Raw genomic sequence first — 15,701 nt, forward strand, 5'->3', positions numbered from 1 at the left:
ACTGCATAGCACGATTGGTTATGTGTCACCTTTTGAGTTTGAAAAGCGGTATTATGATAATTTAATCCTGTCAGGTATTGCTGCCTGACTCAAGTAATACACTCTCCGATATAGTCGGGGCGGTTCATACCAACCATTGCCAGTCCTTCCGAAAAATCATAAGCCTCATTGTAATCAACCATCATCAATGAATCAGATCTATCTAAATAACCCCATTTACCATCAAGTTTTATACGAGTAGGTCCTTCCAAAGAGTCTGCGATATAATCAAATTTTAGCGGAGTTATTAGGTTATTTACGCCATATATACCATACTTACCATCTTTGGAAACGGCAAAGGTGTTTTCGCTAATGATATCCACGCTATCAAATTGGGTAGGGACAACTAAGTTGCCTCTTTTATCTATTGCTCCGACTTTGTCACCTTTATATAGCGCTAGCCAATTCTCATCGGTCCAACGTTCATCTGAATAGAACCCACTATCAGGTTCAAACTCAACAGGTTGTATCATATTGCCTTGATAATCATAAATACCCATTTTATCGTCATTAAACACGAATAAAATGTCATTTTCTTGGTGAATCTCGTCAAATTGCGCTGGTACAATAATTTTACCTGCCTGATTCACAGCACCTTGTTTACCATCTAACTCAAAGATGGCGATAACATTTTCATTGAGTCGTGGATAACCAAAGCCATACACTATGCTATCGAACTGAGGTTGGATAACGACATCACCCTTAGTGTTTATATAGCCCCATTTATCATCTTGTTGAAATTGTGCTAACCCTACTGGAGTAAAATTCTGTGCCTCTTGAAAATTAAATTCGGCTATTTTATGATTTGCTGTATTGATTAGCATCCACTTATCCGCTTTTTTTACCAGTACTCTACTTTGCAAAAATTCTACTGGCGAATCATATTCAAACGGTATTACCGCAATCCCCTGTCGATTGACAGCACCATACTTCTCTGTTGAAAGCTTCTGTGCAGGGGCAAGCTCATTACTAAATGAGCATAGCCAGTTAAAGCCAATATCTTCAGGTAGCTCATATCCCTGATTTAACTCACAACCAAATTTTGCATGGGCTTGGGACAGGCTTATTAATAGCGCAATAGCAAGACAGCTTTTGATAACTTGATTAAAAAAAGAAAAGTGAGTAAAAGAGAGCGACATAGTTTTTATGTTCCGTTACAATTTTTAGTAGCGTTCATTCATTGGTTAAAATTGAAATAATCGAGGTTATACAATGTATTAACAATACACTGTTAACTCAATCTGATTTACTTTTACTCCGACGACACCGCTCAGAACAATAAATCACCTGCTCCCAATCTTTCTCCCACTTCTTACGCCACGTAAACGGACGCTGGCAGACGGGGCAGGTTTTTTGCGGTAAGTTTACTTTTTTATGTGCCATTGTTTACTCCCATCTACTTTTGACTATTTACGTTGTGGTGAAATCTTACTTCTGATGCTCGACACCCTCATACTTCTTGATTCGACGGCATTGGTCTGAGCAGTAGACCATGCTCTCCCAGTTTTTATCCAGCTTCTTCGTCCAACTAAACTCGCGCTCGCAGACAGGGCAGAGTTTTTTTCGAACATTCTTCTTTTTGTGCGCCATACATTTCTCATTGGTTTGTTTACGACATCAGTCAGGTGTCACTATAGCCTACTACGTATCATTGCTATTAGTCACAGTTACTAGTCATAATCGTCAAATATTTTATTTAGGCGATTGAGACTGTTGACGATCAGTTTACCAGATTGATCAGTACTACTATCAATCGCTAGCTTCTCATCCATGCGCATCGTCAGTGGTGCCAGTGCTTGCTTGAGGGCGTTCGCCATCAGTGTGGTCTGCTCATGGATATCAGGCGTATTGCTCTCTACAGCTTTACTGTCATCATTCTTAATTAGGCTTTCGGCTAAGCTACGAGACAAGCTATCTGCCATATTATGTGCCAGTTGTTCCACGGCATCGACCAGCTGCACCATCAGTGCTTTTTGTACGTCTTGGTTTTGCTTGAGGTACTCGCTTTCCGCCTTTCCAGCATTGTGGTCATGCTTATATATTTGCAGCAATTGGCTCACGCTTTTCTCAAAGCCATTATCGATGCTATCGCTGACGACTTTGGCGTTATTGATCACGCTATCGGCGAGGATTTTTTGTGAGGCTAGCTGGGCTTCAATCTGAGTCTCTAACTGAGCTTGGTGCTCTGCTTCTCGTAAGCGGGCGATTTGCTCTGGATCGTTTTTGGTTAAGTACGTCTCAAACTGACGACTGATGGCATTGAAGCCACTCGCCAAGTCGACCAACTGTGCGACGATTCGCGCGCCTGTATCGCCGTCCGCGCCACCCATGGCTTTGTTACGTAAAAAGTCGGCTTTGATTTGTGCCCAACGCTCTGTTTCCGCGTCGGTTAAGGTGCCGCGCATCTCGCCAAGCTTGAGCAAGTTGCTCTCTGCACCTTGGGTCAATAGCTGCGACTCGCCCAAATAGTGATCATCTATCAGCTGGTTTAGCTCATTCTCATTCATGACCGCCGACAGCTTTTCGGTCATCTTATTCATATTACGATAACTGCCTTGCAGCTTAAATATCGGCTCAACACGATACTTATCATCTTGCGAGGCGGAGGCAATATAGGCTTGGTTGACGTCCAGAATGACTTCTTGCACCCTAAACATATGACGCAAGATGGCGACAATCTCGTTAATCTCTGAGGTGCTATACGGATAGGTCAGATCGCTGCTTTGCGCTTGCGCGAGGTTGGCATTGTCCGTTTTTGCCATTTTGATCAGGCGATGCACATCGCTTAAATCACGGTTTGCCAGTGGTGCGAGAACCGTATTAGAAGTCAGCGAGTTTTCGATGTAACTGAGGGCAAACACCTCTTCCATGCCACTCATGATATCGCCTAAGTTGTAGATATCGGCACGGTTGGCAAGCATGTCAGGTACTTTAAAGGCCTCGCCGCTCTCGGTATACGGGTTACCCGCCATGACCACGCAGAACTTTTTGCCGCGCATGTCATAGGTCTTGGTCTTGCCTTGCCAGACGCCATCGATACGGCGCGTACCATCGCCCAATGAGATAAACTTCTGTAAAAACTCCGCATGCGTATGCTGAATATCATCGAGATAGAGCATGACGTTACTGCCCATCTCAAATGCCAAGTTGATTTTATTCAGCTCTTCTCTTGCGGTAGCATTGGGGGCTTTTTCTGGATCTAATGAGGTGACGTCATGACCGAGTGATGGACAGTTAATCTTCATAAAGATAAGGCCAAGACGATTTGCCACATATTCCATCAAGGTAGTCTTACCATACCCTGGTGGCGATATCATCATGAGGATACCCATCAAATCAGTCCGCTTATCCTCGCCGACTGTGCCCATCTGCTTGGCAAGATTATCACCAATGAGTGGCAAATAGCTCTCGTTAATCAGACGGTTACGCACAAATGAAGACAAGGGACGCGGCATAAATTCGTCCAGTCGCAAGGCTTCTTTTGACTCATGCAATATTTCTGAGCGCATCGCCAGATAGCGTCGATACGCTGGAATCACTTGGGTATCATGGTGATGCAGACGGTTTAAAAAGTCATCAACGGCAAAGGTTAGGCTCTGCTGATGAATACGCGAATGCTCACCCAGTAGATTATTTACTTGTATTTCAAGTGATACTTTACCCGTGTGACGCGCAAAGCTTTGCACTTGATTGAGCGGGTTATTGATACTGGTCAGTGACGTTGATGATGACATTGAAGGTGAAGAGAAAGACAAAGTGGAAGAGGCTTCAATTGTCCCTTTATTCGCGCCACCTTTATTAAAGCTCGCGCCCGAATCAATCAGTCGCTGTATTAAAGCTTCACGCTGCGTATCGTTCAGTTGAGTAATTAAAACAGCAATCGCTTCGGGCACATAATGACGACCGCTCTCTAGTTGCTGCTGGCGTAGCGCTTCTTTTTCTTGACGTTCAGCCAGCTGCGCTTCACTAAGCGCCTCGCCTGCCTCATTTAGGCCATCATCTGCTACGTTAGCCGACTCACTATTGCCGTAAGTCTTATCAAGTAATGCATGAAACCATGTAGCTAGTAGCTCATAGGCTGATTTGGGTTGGAAGCCAAGCTTGCCAATTGAGGACTGTAGCTGCGCAAAACTGGCACTACTTTGCGTACTGACGGGTGAACTACTCAGCGTTTGGCTCAGCTGCTCACATAATTGCTCGGCCTGCTTACTGGTCTGCCAGTTCATTGTGTTATATGCGGCGGCATTTGGCTCTGCTGACTGCCCCATGACGCTGACCAAGTATTCGCAAGCCAGCTGCACATAGCTGGGTTTAAAAATATTGGTGTTATGAATATCGCTGATAGTTGAATCTGACTCTGACTCTGACTCCAATGCGGTGTCTGACGGCTGATTAGCCTCATTACTACTACCAATACGCTCGTCACGATAGGCTGTGACAAAGCGGTGCATCACTTGGCTCATGTCCTCAACCAGTAAGGATTTGGCAGTGTCACTACCAAGGGCACGGCGCAATTGCTCAGCGGTAGCCGCTCTATCCGTCCAGTTATTTGCGCGGGTCAGCACTGATTCATTCAGCCAATTATCGTAGCCAAATTGACGTAGACTATCTAGACCCAGCGCTTGTATGATATTTAACTGCCAATAGAACAGTTGCGCCAATGCACGTACTTGCGGGGTATAAATCAATAGCCCGGCCTCGCGCAACGTTGGCAGTATTTGCATCAATAGTAGCGTGGCATCATGGTCATGAATACCTTTGTCATAACCGAGCTGATAACGCGGGGTCGCGTAAGCTTTGACCAGTTTTGCCAGCGGACTGTCATTATCGATATCACCATTGATATCTAACGTAATGACGGTTTCGTCGTATGCTTGGTATATGCGCGTTTCGGTTAGGCCGTTTTGACTGTTTTTGGCGCTCTCGATAATGCTATACGCCAAGTACTCGGCGCGGTATACCTTGTCAGACTCGGAGGCAATATTCATCTCCCAATACGGACGCAAGGCATTTAACTCAGTATTATTGAGCGCTTCGTAATAGTCTGTACCTGTCAGGTGCAAATTGAGCACGCGCGTACCATCTGATTGCTGACGACTGAGTAAGGTCAGATCCAATGGCTGGGTGTTGACTGAAAAGCGGTGCTTGCCCAGCTTGATGATCTGACCGCCATCTTCAAACAAGTCCGATTTGTCTTTTAGACTTTTATAACTCTCTATTTGAATGGCTTTTAGGCGCGCATCAATGTCATCAGCTTTGACACTAAAGCCCATCGCCTGTAACTCTTTTGCGATGTTACGGACTTTTTGTACCAGACCATCGGAGGCAAAGTAAGTATTGAGCGATTCTTCCTCGGTAAAGCCGGTCACACCTGTGCTTTGCGTGCGCTTCTTGATACTCTCAAGCATCCGCAGCGCCCCATCGCCTAGGTTCTGCGCTTTGCGATTGCGGGCATCGAGCAGTTGCTGCTTATGATTTTCAAAGGTCTCGTAAATCTCTTCACGCTTACTGATGATATCGGCTAAAAACTGATCGCCACTATTGGTCTCTGGATCAGCGAACTGGCTTTCTAATTCCTCTAACTGTACGAGCAGCTTTGCCATTTGCTCATCTGATTTCTCAGGCGTATTGGCAATGGACAAGGCATTGGCAATCGATTGACCAAATAGCTTAAACTGCGCGCCAAATTGCGCGACCGCTTCTGCCGATCCTAAGTTTTTGCGTTTATGATTGAGCTTGGCTTTGCTCTGGTTGAGGCTGGCATAGATAGTCGAGATGTCATCGATGATTTGCGTGCGCACCGTGGCATCAGCAACATCCAACGTGCCGAGCAGCTCGGTCAATAAATCTAACCCTTGCGCCGTGTCATCAATTTTATCCAACACTGGCTTTAGTTCGGCATTGGTCTCCGCCGTATTTAGACGCTCGCTGACATCGACTAATATCCCTTCGTAGCTTGATAGTGCTTCTTCTCCACTTAAAAACAGCACGGTTTTTTCGGCAAGCTCGCTTTCTGCTTCTTCTAGCTGCGCCTGTAATGCTTCTAATTTATCACTGTCTAAATAACGCAAACCTTCTAGGCTAACCAAACGACCCTTTTGTCGTCTTAATGCCGACAGCTGCTCGACATAATCACTGGCAGACTCAAATGTCGTAACGCGTATCTGCCGCAAAATCTCATTTTGCTGAGATTCGGCATCGGCGAGCGCGGTTTGCGTTTGCTTTTGGATACTTTGGACTTTGGCAAACTCATCAATGACCAACTCAGCCGTTGCCGTCACTTCTTTAATACTACTCGCAATTTCGCTCAGCTCAGGCTCAGACAGCCAGTAGTAACTATCAAACAATCTGCTGGTATTGTCCGACAGCTCTTCATAGAGTTTTTGCGATACGCTTTGGTTGTCGATGAGACGAGTAATGCTATAAAGATCAGAGATGCCGCGCACCAGCTCTTTGTTACCGATTTTGCCATAGAAGCTGGTACTTTCAGGCAATTCGCTCACATACTCAGATGAGGCATAAGGGGTGTGCCATATCTGCATCGGGTGAATACGCGACGGCTCACTTTGGTCACTGAACAGTACCAAGCGACCATTGTCTGCCAAGGCCATGCCATTACAATAAATCGGGTTTGCCAGTTGTTTCTTGATCAAGTTATAAGGAAACAGCCCTGTAATACCTAGCTCTCTGTCATAAAATAAGAATAAAACATCTTCACCATTCGTTGAGATGATCTTGCGCTTAAACTTTAAGTTTTTGGCACCGACACTGTTGGCATCGAACAGCTTATACTCGCCCGTTTGCAGATAATAACCACCCGGAAATATAATGCCGTGATCTTCGGGCAACTGAACACAGGACTGGCCAATCGCATCTAAACGCAGCACCGCTTCGGTCAAGATGTTATAAACAAAATAACGATAACTGTCCTCGCGGTACGGCAGTATTTTGAGCAGTATGAGACTGCCGACCTTGGCGTAAGCAATCTCAGCATCAGTCAGCGACTGCGTGCGATCATTGACAGGCTCGCTATAGATACCCTGCCCTGACTGCGTATTGTCCTCAATCTTAATGGTCAAGTCACCACCAACGGTTTCCACAAATATCGTATCCAAGATATTCATGTGGGGATACTTACCATTGACCATCTGATCTCGCGTGGTCTCGATCCAATCAAAATCATAAGCAGGCGGCAATTCAATGTCACGCTCGCCTCGATTGTCTACGTAGGCGACTTGAGCAGACTCTGGTGTGCCTTGGCTAAAGTCTAATGCAAAACGAAACACACGAATATCAGTGATGCGTTCACCAATCTGAAATGCCAATAGCAACTTGCTGTCTTTAACGGTCAGTTGAATCAGGCGTGTTTGCTTGTAATAGCGATAAAGCTCATTGAAGTCTTGTACAAAGGCATCTTGATCTAAAAACGTCCCTTTTAAATCGACCTCTTCAAGCTGATACTCTTGCTCAGTACTTTCTTTATGAATGCTATCGTTACTATCGATATCACTCTGCTGACTCTCATCACTATCATTTTTATCAGCAGGATCTATCAAGCGATATAGCGACAGCACATCTTTGATATTGCTGGCGCGCTTTAGCCCCATAAACACATTGTAGCCAAATAGCAGATAGTCGCCAACTTGCACCATATCCTGCGCCACACAGTTATGTTCGGTACGAATCCGCGTGCGGGCGATCACCTGCATCTGGGTGCTGCCAAATTCCGTCAGGCGTGCGTTGTTCAGAGTAGCCGTTTGTTGTTCTAAACGGCTACCTTGCTCTGTTAGGCGTTTTTTGATGAGCTCATAGGCATTGCCTGAGGCAACGGCCTGATCAGTTTGGTTCACTTGGTTAGCGTTAGGATCACTTTTACTATCTGAATTGGTTTGGTTTTGCGTGTCCGCCATCGTTGCTCGTCCATTTTTATATTTTGGCAATAAGGAATAATTGAAGGTAAAGAAGCACTTGGCTAATCTAAAAAAACGCGTCACTTCTGCTGGTTTTTTAGATTAGCCAACTCACGATTCATCATGAGTTGGCTATCGCGCTTTAAGACGCTTAGCGCGAATTGATCGGAACACTCTGCCACCTAAATGACAAATTGCTTATAAATACTGACATTTATACCAGTCGCACATCACTTAAGCTGTTCTGTCATTATTTGACTGATTTGCCTTCATAGCCTGATTGGCCATAACCCCATTGATGATACCGCTCAACGTGTCTGACTTACCCGCTAGTCCATCAATCGCTTTACCGATCGACAATGATTTGGCAAAATTGTCGAAGAAGTGAGCTTCACCGCCCACGATATCGATTTTGGCTTTTTGGAGCGCCACTGCCAAGACTTCGGCGTTTTCTTTGGCAATCTCTTTACCTGCATCAATAGATGCCAAGGCTTCTTGTAGCGCGGTCTCAAGTCCCATGCGGAACTCTTCGTGCTCACGTGCCTCTTTGCTCATGCTACCCATGGCATTGAATTTCTCGACCAGACCATCTGCTTCGGCTTGGAAATGTGCGCGAGTGACTTCGGCTTTTGCCAGTCCGACAACACGCTCTGCCTTGGCATTTGACTCACCGCGCGCGGCGATGACCTGAGCATTTGCCATACCGACATCACGCTCGGCTTTGGCGTTAGAGTCACCACGAGCAGCGATAATCTCAGCATCAGCCATCCCTTTTTCACGCTGTGATTGTGCCTCAGCTTGTCCAGTCGCTCTAATGATATTAGCTTTGGCAATGCCTTCTTTTTCCAAAGAGACCGACTTGGCTTCTTGGATAGCGGCTTCAGCAAAGCCATGTGCAGACTCTTCTGCTTTGATACCTTCAGCCATTTTGATTTTGGCTTCTGACTCTTTAGCAGAGGCTTCAAGATTGGCAGTAGCAAGCGTGGTAATCTCGACGGCTTTATGCTTGGCAGATAACTCTTCTGCTTCTGCTTTTTTCACCTGACGCACTTTGATTTCTTCAGCGTCCGCTTCCGCAGCCAGTACGCGCGTTTGTTTCGAACGTTCGGCTTCGCTAACTTCGCGAACTTCTTTGATACGCTCTTCTTCTTGCGCCACTGTTTTGTCTACCGCGATGCGCTCACGAATGACATTGGCGATTTCTTTTTTCTCAAGCTCAATCGCGCGTTCGGCTTCGATACGTTGCAAGTCAACTTCACGCTCACGAGAGACAATTTCTAAGTCACGAGCACGCGTGACTTTTTCTTCTTCGATAACCACAGCACGTAAGCGATTCTGTCCAGCCACTTCGATCTCACGTTGCTGATTCTCACGCTGAATCGCCAAATCTTGTTCAACCATGATAACGGCGGTTTCTGACTTTTTGCGCTCTTCTTCTTCAATCTTGCGAGTTTCAGCCGTTTCACGGGCAATCACTGACGAGATTTCACGCTTTTGCTTGGCTTCAGCATCGGCTTGTTGACGCTCAAGCTCCAACATCGCCTCTCTGGTCTCTACATTTTTTTTCTTAACTGCCAGCTCTTCGTCACGCTCCAACTCATTGGTGATAACGTTTTGAAAGGCGGTTAGCTGAGTAATCTTTTTGATCCCTTCAGCATCTAAGATATTACTTGAATCTAATGATGTCTTTGGCGTTTGCTCTAAGTAGTCAATCGCTACATCTTCTAGGACATAGCCGTTTAGATCGTTACCGATTTCTTGAACGATACTGTCACGGAACTGGCTGCGGTTTTCAAACAACTTGACGAAATCAATCTGTTTACCAACCGTCTTGAGTGCTTCTGAGAATTTTGCATTAAATAGCTCATTGACCGCTACCTTGTCTGAGGCTCTGTCTACGCCAACTGATTTGGCGACTTTAAGAACGTCTTCTTCGGTCTCGTTGACGCGCAAATAAAACGCTACCGTGATATCAGCACGCATATTATCGGCACAAATCAGTCCTTCTTTACCACGTCTGTCCACCTCTAGAGTGAGCAACGAGATTCTCATGAGTTCTTTTTTGTTGATAACTGGCCACACAAAGCCACCATCAAAGCGTACAGCGATTTTATTGACGCCGTTAATAATAAGTGCTGTGCCCTGATCCACCTTAATATAAAAGGCTTTGAGCATCAAAAGTGCGACCATCATAAAAACAAACGCCAGCACCACAACCACGCCGACGATAATGAGTATGTCCATATCCATTCCTTTAATTAAAACATTCCAAGCGAATTTAAAACCCTTGCTATATTTACTAAATGCTTATTTTTTATATGTTATTAAGCCACCATTCACTGACCAATATCATTGATGAGCGTTATTTGTCTTTAACTGGCGTTACTCGATAGGTATTGGCCTCATCCAGATACTCTACCAACACTACTTTATCGCCTTGTTTTAGTGAATTATCATTGATGTCTGATCGAATTTTGAGTATCAATCCTGCGCCGCCATCATTGAGCACTGCTTCGCCATGTTTGTCGGTCACACTGAGCGTGCGCACAACAGCGATTTTACCCACATTATTAGACGAATTACGTTTGGGAATTTTGGCGATATTTTTGCGGATTGGCGAGATGATAAGACCAGTCAACCACATGGACACAACCAAGACAAAAACGAGTGCCCCTGTGCCGAACAAATAATACAAAATGCCTGAGTCAAAATACTGGTGTAAAAAACTGGTATATAGGTAACTGAGCAACCAACCGATCAAACTAATCAGGCTTAGTATGATGATTAAAGGAACGCCATAAAGACCAAATTTGAGCATGAGACCTGTAAAAAAGCCAGCTGAGGATAAGTCAGCAACTTCCCCTCCTGACTCCCCAAGCTCTACGGTATCCATATCTGCCATACCAAGTAAAGATACGACCCAATATAAGGTGACGAACATCACAAGCCCGGTAAAAATAATCGTGGGGTATAAACTGATTTTAGTGATAAATACTAAAAAAGCTTCTTGCATTAAACCTTCTCTCCCTTTGCTCACTTAATTTAGTATCTTAATGACTCGGTTGTACAATTTGGTATGACATGAATGACGTTTGCTCGAATTGATGCTGTTATATCTATATTTCTAGAATCGACTTATGTTTCTTTATTAATGATTATATATACATTTCATTACATAATATATAGCTCTTGCTATTAACGACCCCATATCGGTGAGCGCACGACGCCACCATTTTGACTATTGATGACGTAACTTGTATTTCCTAAGAGCGAATGAATAACCAAGTCTCCACCATTTTGACTTGCCGCTTGCCCTCCTTCTTGCGCGCTGATTTTTGAATGACGCGTTGGATAGACAGCATAATTTCCAGAAGGAGATAGACGTGCCGGTTCATCGAGTCCAGTTTCTGCCAGATTGACTACTTGTCCAGTCGCCAGTGTCATGACAGCAGCCTTACGACCATTTAGGTAAGCCATGCGCTGACCATCCATACTCAGCTGCGGACTGGCGGCATAACTACCTGTCGATAGGAGTACGGCATTACCCGTGGCAAAGGTATAACGATAAATACTTGGACGACCCGCGCGAACTTTATCACTGGTATAGACAAAGCTTTTACTATCGGCTGCATAGCTTGGTTGAACCTCTGTACTGGGTAAGGTCGTGAGCTGCTTTGTGCTACCGTCGCTCAAACGCATCTCATAGATATCCGCGTTGCCACCGACAGTTGAGCTATAGAGTAGATATTGACCATCAGGTGAGAATGACGCTGACATATTACTGCCTTCGACATTGACTACCAGATTGCGCGTTTTACTACTTCGATCATATATATAAATCTTGGGATGCTCGCGCGGGGCTTGTTTGCTATAGGCAAGCTGCTGACCATCGGTTGACCACGCTGGTGCATATATATAGCCATTGATCTGATCGATAAGCTGACGATCACTGCCATCGGGACGGATACTATAGAGTGTCGATACTTTGGCTGTCCCTAACCCTTGCTCTTCCACATAGGCAATGTGGCCTTGGCGATCAATCTGGGGCATACGGGTGGTTAGTGGATGACTCGCACTCATATGTTTAGCAGGCGCTTGAATCGCTTTAGACATTGTATTCGGCAGCGTCTGACAACCCGTTAATAGCATAAAAGTCGTTAGTGCAGTGATATTACTTGTCATGCGTATATTGACGGATGATTTTGATACAAGCATTTTTGACATAAGGTAACGTCCAATAAAGCGTTGATTATTACGTACTGAGAATATCGATAAGTAAGGTTAAAATATTGAGTGCATTAAAATATCGTAGTCTAAAAACGTTACTTAGCAGCCAATGACAGTGTAGCGTAAACCATGCCAAATTTTGGACAAAAAAATACCCCACTAGATAGTGAGGCATTCTTCAAATTACATCTTACTTTTATATAGCATCGCTTTTAGCAAATACTATTTAATCATCTGTGATGATTGGATTATTTAGCAATGGCTTTGAAATGGGCAACTTGATTGCTATTAGTAATCGTCAAGATAGGCGTATTATTGGCATTTTTGCTGATGCTATATTTACCTTGTACAGTTGCTAAAGTTGCTGTATCGAAACTCGCTTGCGGCTCAGGGCAGGCCATCATAGTAGATAAAACATTACCTAATACGACATTGCCATTCACAACCTTGTACTCAGCACCCATGTTATTACAAGTATTAACGAAGGTAACGCGGTCATTACCAGCATCTTTGAAGAATTTCAATGTTAAAGGTTTAGATGGATCAAAGAATAACTGAGTAACCTTTTCGCCATTCGTGCGCTTAGCATCAACAAGCTGCCAATCATATGCTTGTAGTGCATTAGAAGTAATTGGTTGAGTCACTGGGGCGGTTACGCTAGGAGTAGTTTGGCAACCAGCAGCCAATGTACCTACCGCAAGCGTCGCTGCCATCATCATTTTAGTCATGTTCTTCATATAAGCTCCTTTAGTGGTTTAATTTAGAATAAAAAATAGCTTTTATACTAAACATTCATTTTTATTATGATTAATTGATTGTTTTATTTATTAACCTAAACAATGTGGCTATTATGCACAACTGATGCCTCACTGTCATTATAGGTTGAGTGTATGATTACACTGATATTTGTTGCGCTCTATAGTCTTTTTGCTAACCTCTATTGTTAGACGGTACATTAACTGCTAACACTTTTTATATAACTTCTCGAACATCCTCTAAAAACTAACAATTTCTCGTTAAAACTATCGTTTTGCTCATTCATTCTAGGCATTACTCTAGATTGGCGATGTTCTGTTGTTGCAAAGCAGCATATCCTGACAAACGCTTGCGCTCAGCCTCATTAAATAATTGCTGTTCGACTTGATTGATTTGGTTTTGTATTTGTACTTTATCCGTGTTTTGGTTTAATAAACGCTGTTTTTGTGCTTGATATTGGTCGAAACGTTGAGCAAAGTTAGCATCCTCTGCATCGACTTGCGCGAGACGTGCGGCGGCTGGAGCGCCTACCAGATCACGACGCATGTTATACAACTCCTGAGCCGTTGCCCCTTTTGCTTGCATCTGTGTTGTGCGATTCATCAGCTCGTTCAGATTGGCTTGCTGAGTGATACTGGCTTTGATCGTATTGTCTGGCATGCGGCTAATGTAGTTCTGCCGCGTCGCCTCTTTTTGCACATCTGTTAGCTGCTGATTTTGGTCAATTCTGACCATCTCCATACTATAATCATCATACTCATCTTCTACACCAAAGAAGGCGGTAATGGTTTCTTTCGTAAAATACTGTTGACGCAACTTGGCTACATCTTGCTTTTGCTGAGCGACGACATTTAGATCCAGCTCACCGCTTTTTGCCGCTTGTAATTGCAGATTGCCATAACGCTTTTCTATCTCAGGAAGTGCTTTAAGATACGTAATATATTGGTCAAAGATAGCGACCGCTTGACTGGCAGCAGGCTCTGGCGTGTGGTGACGGATATAACTCTCAATACGGGCAAATATAACGGCTTCGTCCTCCTCTCCTAACGATGATAAAAAATAATCGAATAAACGCCGTAGACCTTCAGTGACGACCAACTGCTTGTTTTCATCGATGATGATTTCGCCGTCAACTTGCGTGCCTTTCAATGAGCGCGGCAAACGCTCCAATCCAGTGACAAATGGAGACTGGTTCTGAGCTGAAGTCGTTTGTCCTATTTGGCCACTATTCAGCACAGTTGATAGCGTGCTCTCAGACTCATCAGCAAGTGCATTGGATACTGGGTTTGCTGGATCCATGCGTGTACTGTCCGGTTTGAACCACATAATCACCGCCGCAGTGATGACTATGATGACCACGGCGATTATAGCGATTGGTAAGTAGGCTGGGCGGCGATTATTCGACATAAATGAGAGTTCTTATGTTACAAGTCAGCTTAAAGGTTGGCGTTTTTCAGACGATTGACCTGAGTACGATAGATAGATTTTGGCTCAGACTCGCCCCATGCGGTCAGACCTAATACTTGATCCGCTGAATCCAAATGGTTCATGATGTAATTATCACGAATCACATAACCAAGACGACTTGAACAGGCAGATACCAAGCCATCATTCGACTCTCCGGCAAAAGGTACACTTGTTGCTGCAAGTAGATAATCGCTAGGATCGAGTGCGCTGGTTATTTGTCCAACCCCACTGAACGAATAGTATTTGATACCATTGACGGCAGTACTGGTCGGCTGACCGCAGTAGCTTTTTGGCATTGCTGCTGGGAATTTGGCATTGAACTTAGCAGCACCACTGGTCGATAGCGCCATGAGTGCCTGCCAGCCATCTTGCTCTTGTATCTGTTTAAAACTGATACCCGAACCAATATCTGTAAAGCCACCGATCAGGTTAAATATACCTGACACTAGCTCTGTTGTGATGTTTGATGGATTACCTGTGGCGTTGTTTGGCTCAAGAGTATTTTTGACAAAATCGGCCGTTTTGGAACCTTGCTCTGGGCTTGATACTGCCGTGACTGATGCGACGTATTTTGGCGCGACACCAGCGACATAACGAATATCTATACCGCCTTGACTGTGCCCAAACAAATTGACTTTAGGGTCGCCTGAGATGGCAGTGATGGTTTTGACTTGCTGTAATAGCTGCTCGCCGCGCACTTCGCTATTATTAACCGCTGACGTTTTGGTGCTATATACCTCTGAGCCGCCTTTCATCAACTCTTGAGGAATCCCATTGAAGTAATCAATGACCCCAAACAGCTTGGTGAAGCCGCCAAGTCCATGAGCCATCACCACTGGATACTGAGTTTTGGTATAACTAGAGGTAAAATACTTGCTATCGACTAGCGTACAGCCATTGGCATTGGCATTGGCACAATTATAGTATTGGCCTGCTGCTTGAGCTGAGGTGGTTTGCAGCGTCATCAAGATGACACCAGTACTGATGGAACCCAGTATTGGTAAAAATGCTCTCGGCGTGAGAGCCGCACGAGCGTATGAAGAAAGCGTCATAACAACATCCTTGTTATCATTAATTTTGGTTATCTTTACCTCATAACATCGGTAAAGATTGCGGCTAATTCCTTTAGCATGCAAAATTACATTACTTATATCGTCTGCAACATTCAACTAAATTGTCAAAATATGAATATATTATCGTGACTAGAGGGTCATAACTGCCCCTTCTTCGCTGTAAAGCAATTATTATCAATAATAATGATAGGTTCGCTATCACTTAACGTAAAACAGCGGCGTCTTCATT

At 44.4% G+C, this 15,701-nt stretch carries 10 protein-coding genes; all 10 read right to left on the minus strand.

Going from position 1 to position 15,701, the window contains the following annotated elements; genetic code table 11:
• Positions 1-89: 89 nt before the first annotated feature.
• On the minus strand, positions 90-1,178 hold the full coding sequence (locus tag JMX93_RS13770; RefSeq protein WP_499205053.1) for a WG repeat-containing protein: 1,089 nt from the start codon (positions 1,176-1,178) through the stop codon (positions 90-92).
• A 97-nt stretch (positions 1,179-1,275) separates the two neighbouring features.
• Entirely contained in the window at positions 1,276-1,422 is a 147-nt protein-coding gene (locus tag JMX93_RS13775) for a DUF2256 domain-containing protein (RefSeq protein ID WP_443215820.1), read from the minus strand.
• Between the two features lie 45 nt (positions 1,423-1,467).
• Positions 1,468-1,629, minus strand: a complete 162-nt coding sequence (locus JMX93_RS13780; RefSeq protein ID WP_075106903.1) for a DUF2256 domain-containing protein — start codon at positions 1,627-1,629, stop codon at positions 1,468-1,470.
• An 80-nt stretch (positions 1,630-1,709) separates the two neighbouring features.
• The gene (locus JMX93_RS13785; RefSeq protein ID WP_499205054.1) at positions 1,710-7,949 is read right to left on the minus strand and encodes a DNA repair ATPase; all 6,240 of its coding nucleotides are present in this window, start codon (positions 7,947-7,949) and stop codon (positions 1,710-1,712) included.
• A gap of 234 nt (positions 7,950-8,183) precedes the next feature.
• Positions 8,184-10,193 (minus strand): flotillin family protein, encoded by a 2,010-nt coding sequence (locus tag JMX93_RS13790; RefSeq protein ID WP_499205055.1) that lies wholly within the window; start codon positions 10,191-10,193, stop codon positions 8,184-8,186.
• A 118-nt stretch (positions 10,194-10,311) separates the two neighbouring features.
• A complete protein-coding gene (locus tag JMX93_RS13795) occupies positions 10,312-10,962 on the minus strand; it encodes a hypothetical protein (RefSeq protein ID WP_499205056.1) in 651 nt (216 codons plus the stop codon).
• A gap of 182 nt (positions 10,963-11,144) precedes the next feature.
• A complete protein-coding gene (locus tag JMX93_RS13800) occupies positions 11,145-12,173 on the minus strand; it encodes a Xaa-Pro aminopeptidase (protein WP_499205057.1) in 1,029 nt (342 codons plus the stop codon).
• Between the two features lie 251 nt (positions 12,174-12,424).
• Positions 12,425-12,913, minus strand: a complete 489-nt coding sequence (locus JMX93_RS13805) for an META domain-containing protein (protein WP_193013312.1) — start codon at positions 12,911-12,913, stop codon at positions 12,425-12,427.
• A 313-nt stretch (positions 12,914-13,226) separates the two neighbouring features.
• Entirely contained in the window at positions 13,227-14,339 is a 1,113-nt protein-coding gene (locus JMX93_RS13810) for a lipase secretion chaperone (protein ID WP_499205058.1), read from the minus strand.
• A 29-nt stretch (positions 14,340-14,368) separates the two neighbouring features.
• Positions 14,369-15,451, minus strand: a complete 1,083-nt coding sequence (locus tag JMX93_RS13815) for an esterase/lipase family protein (protein WP_499205059.1) — start codon at positions 15,449-15,451, stop codon at positions 14,369-14,371.
• Positions 15,452-15,701: the final 250 nt, after the last annotated feature.

This window comes from Psychrobacter muriicola 2pS, assembly GCF_904846535.1.
Lineage (GTDB): Bacteria > Pseudomonadota > Gammaproteobacteria > Pseudomonadales > Moraxellaceae > Psychrobacter > Psychrobacter aquimaris.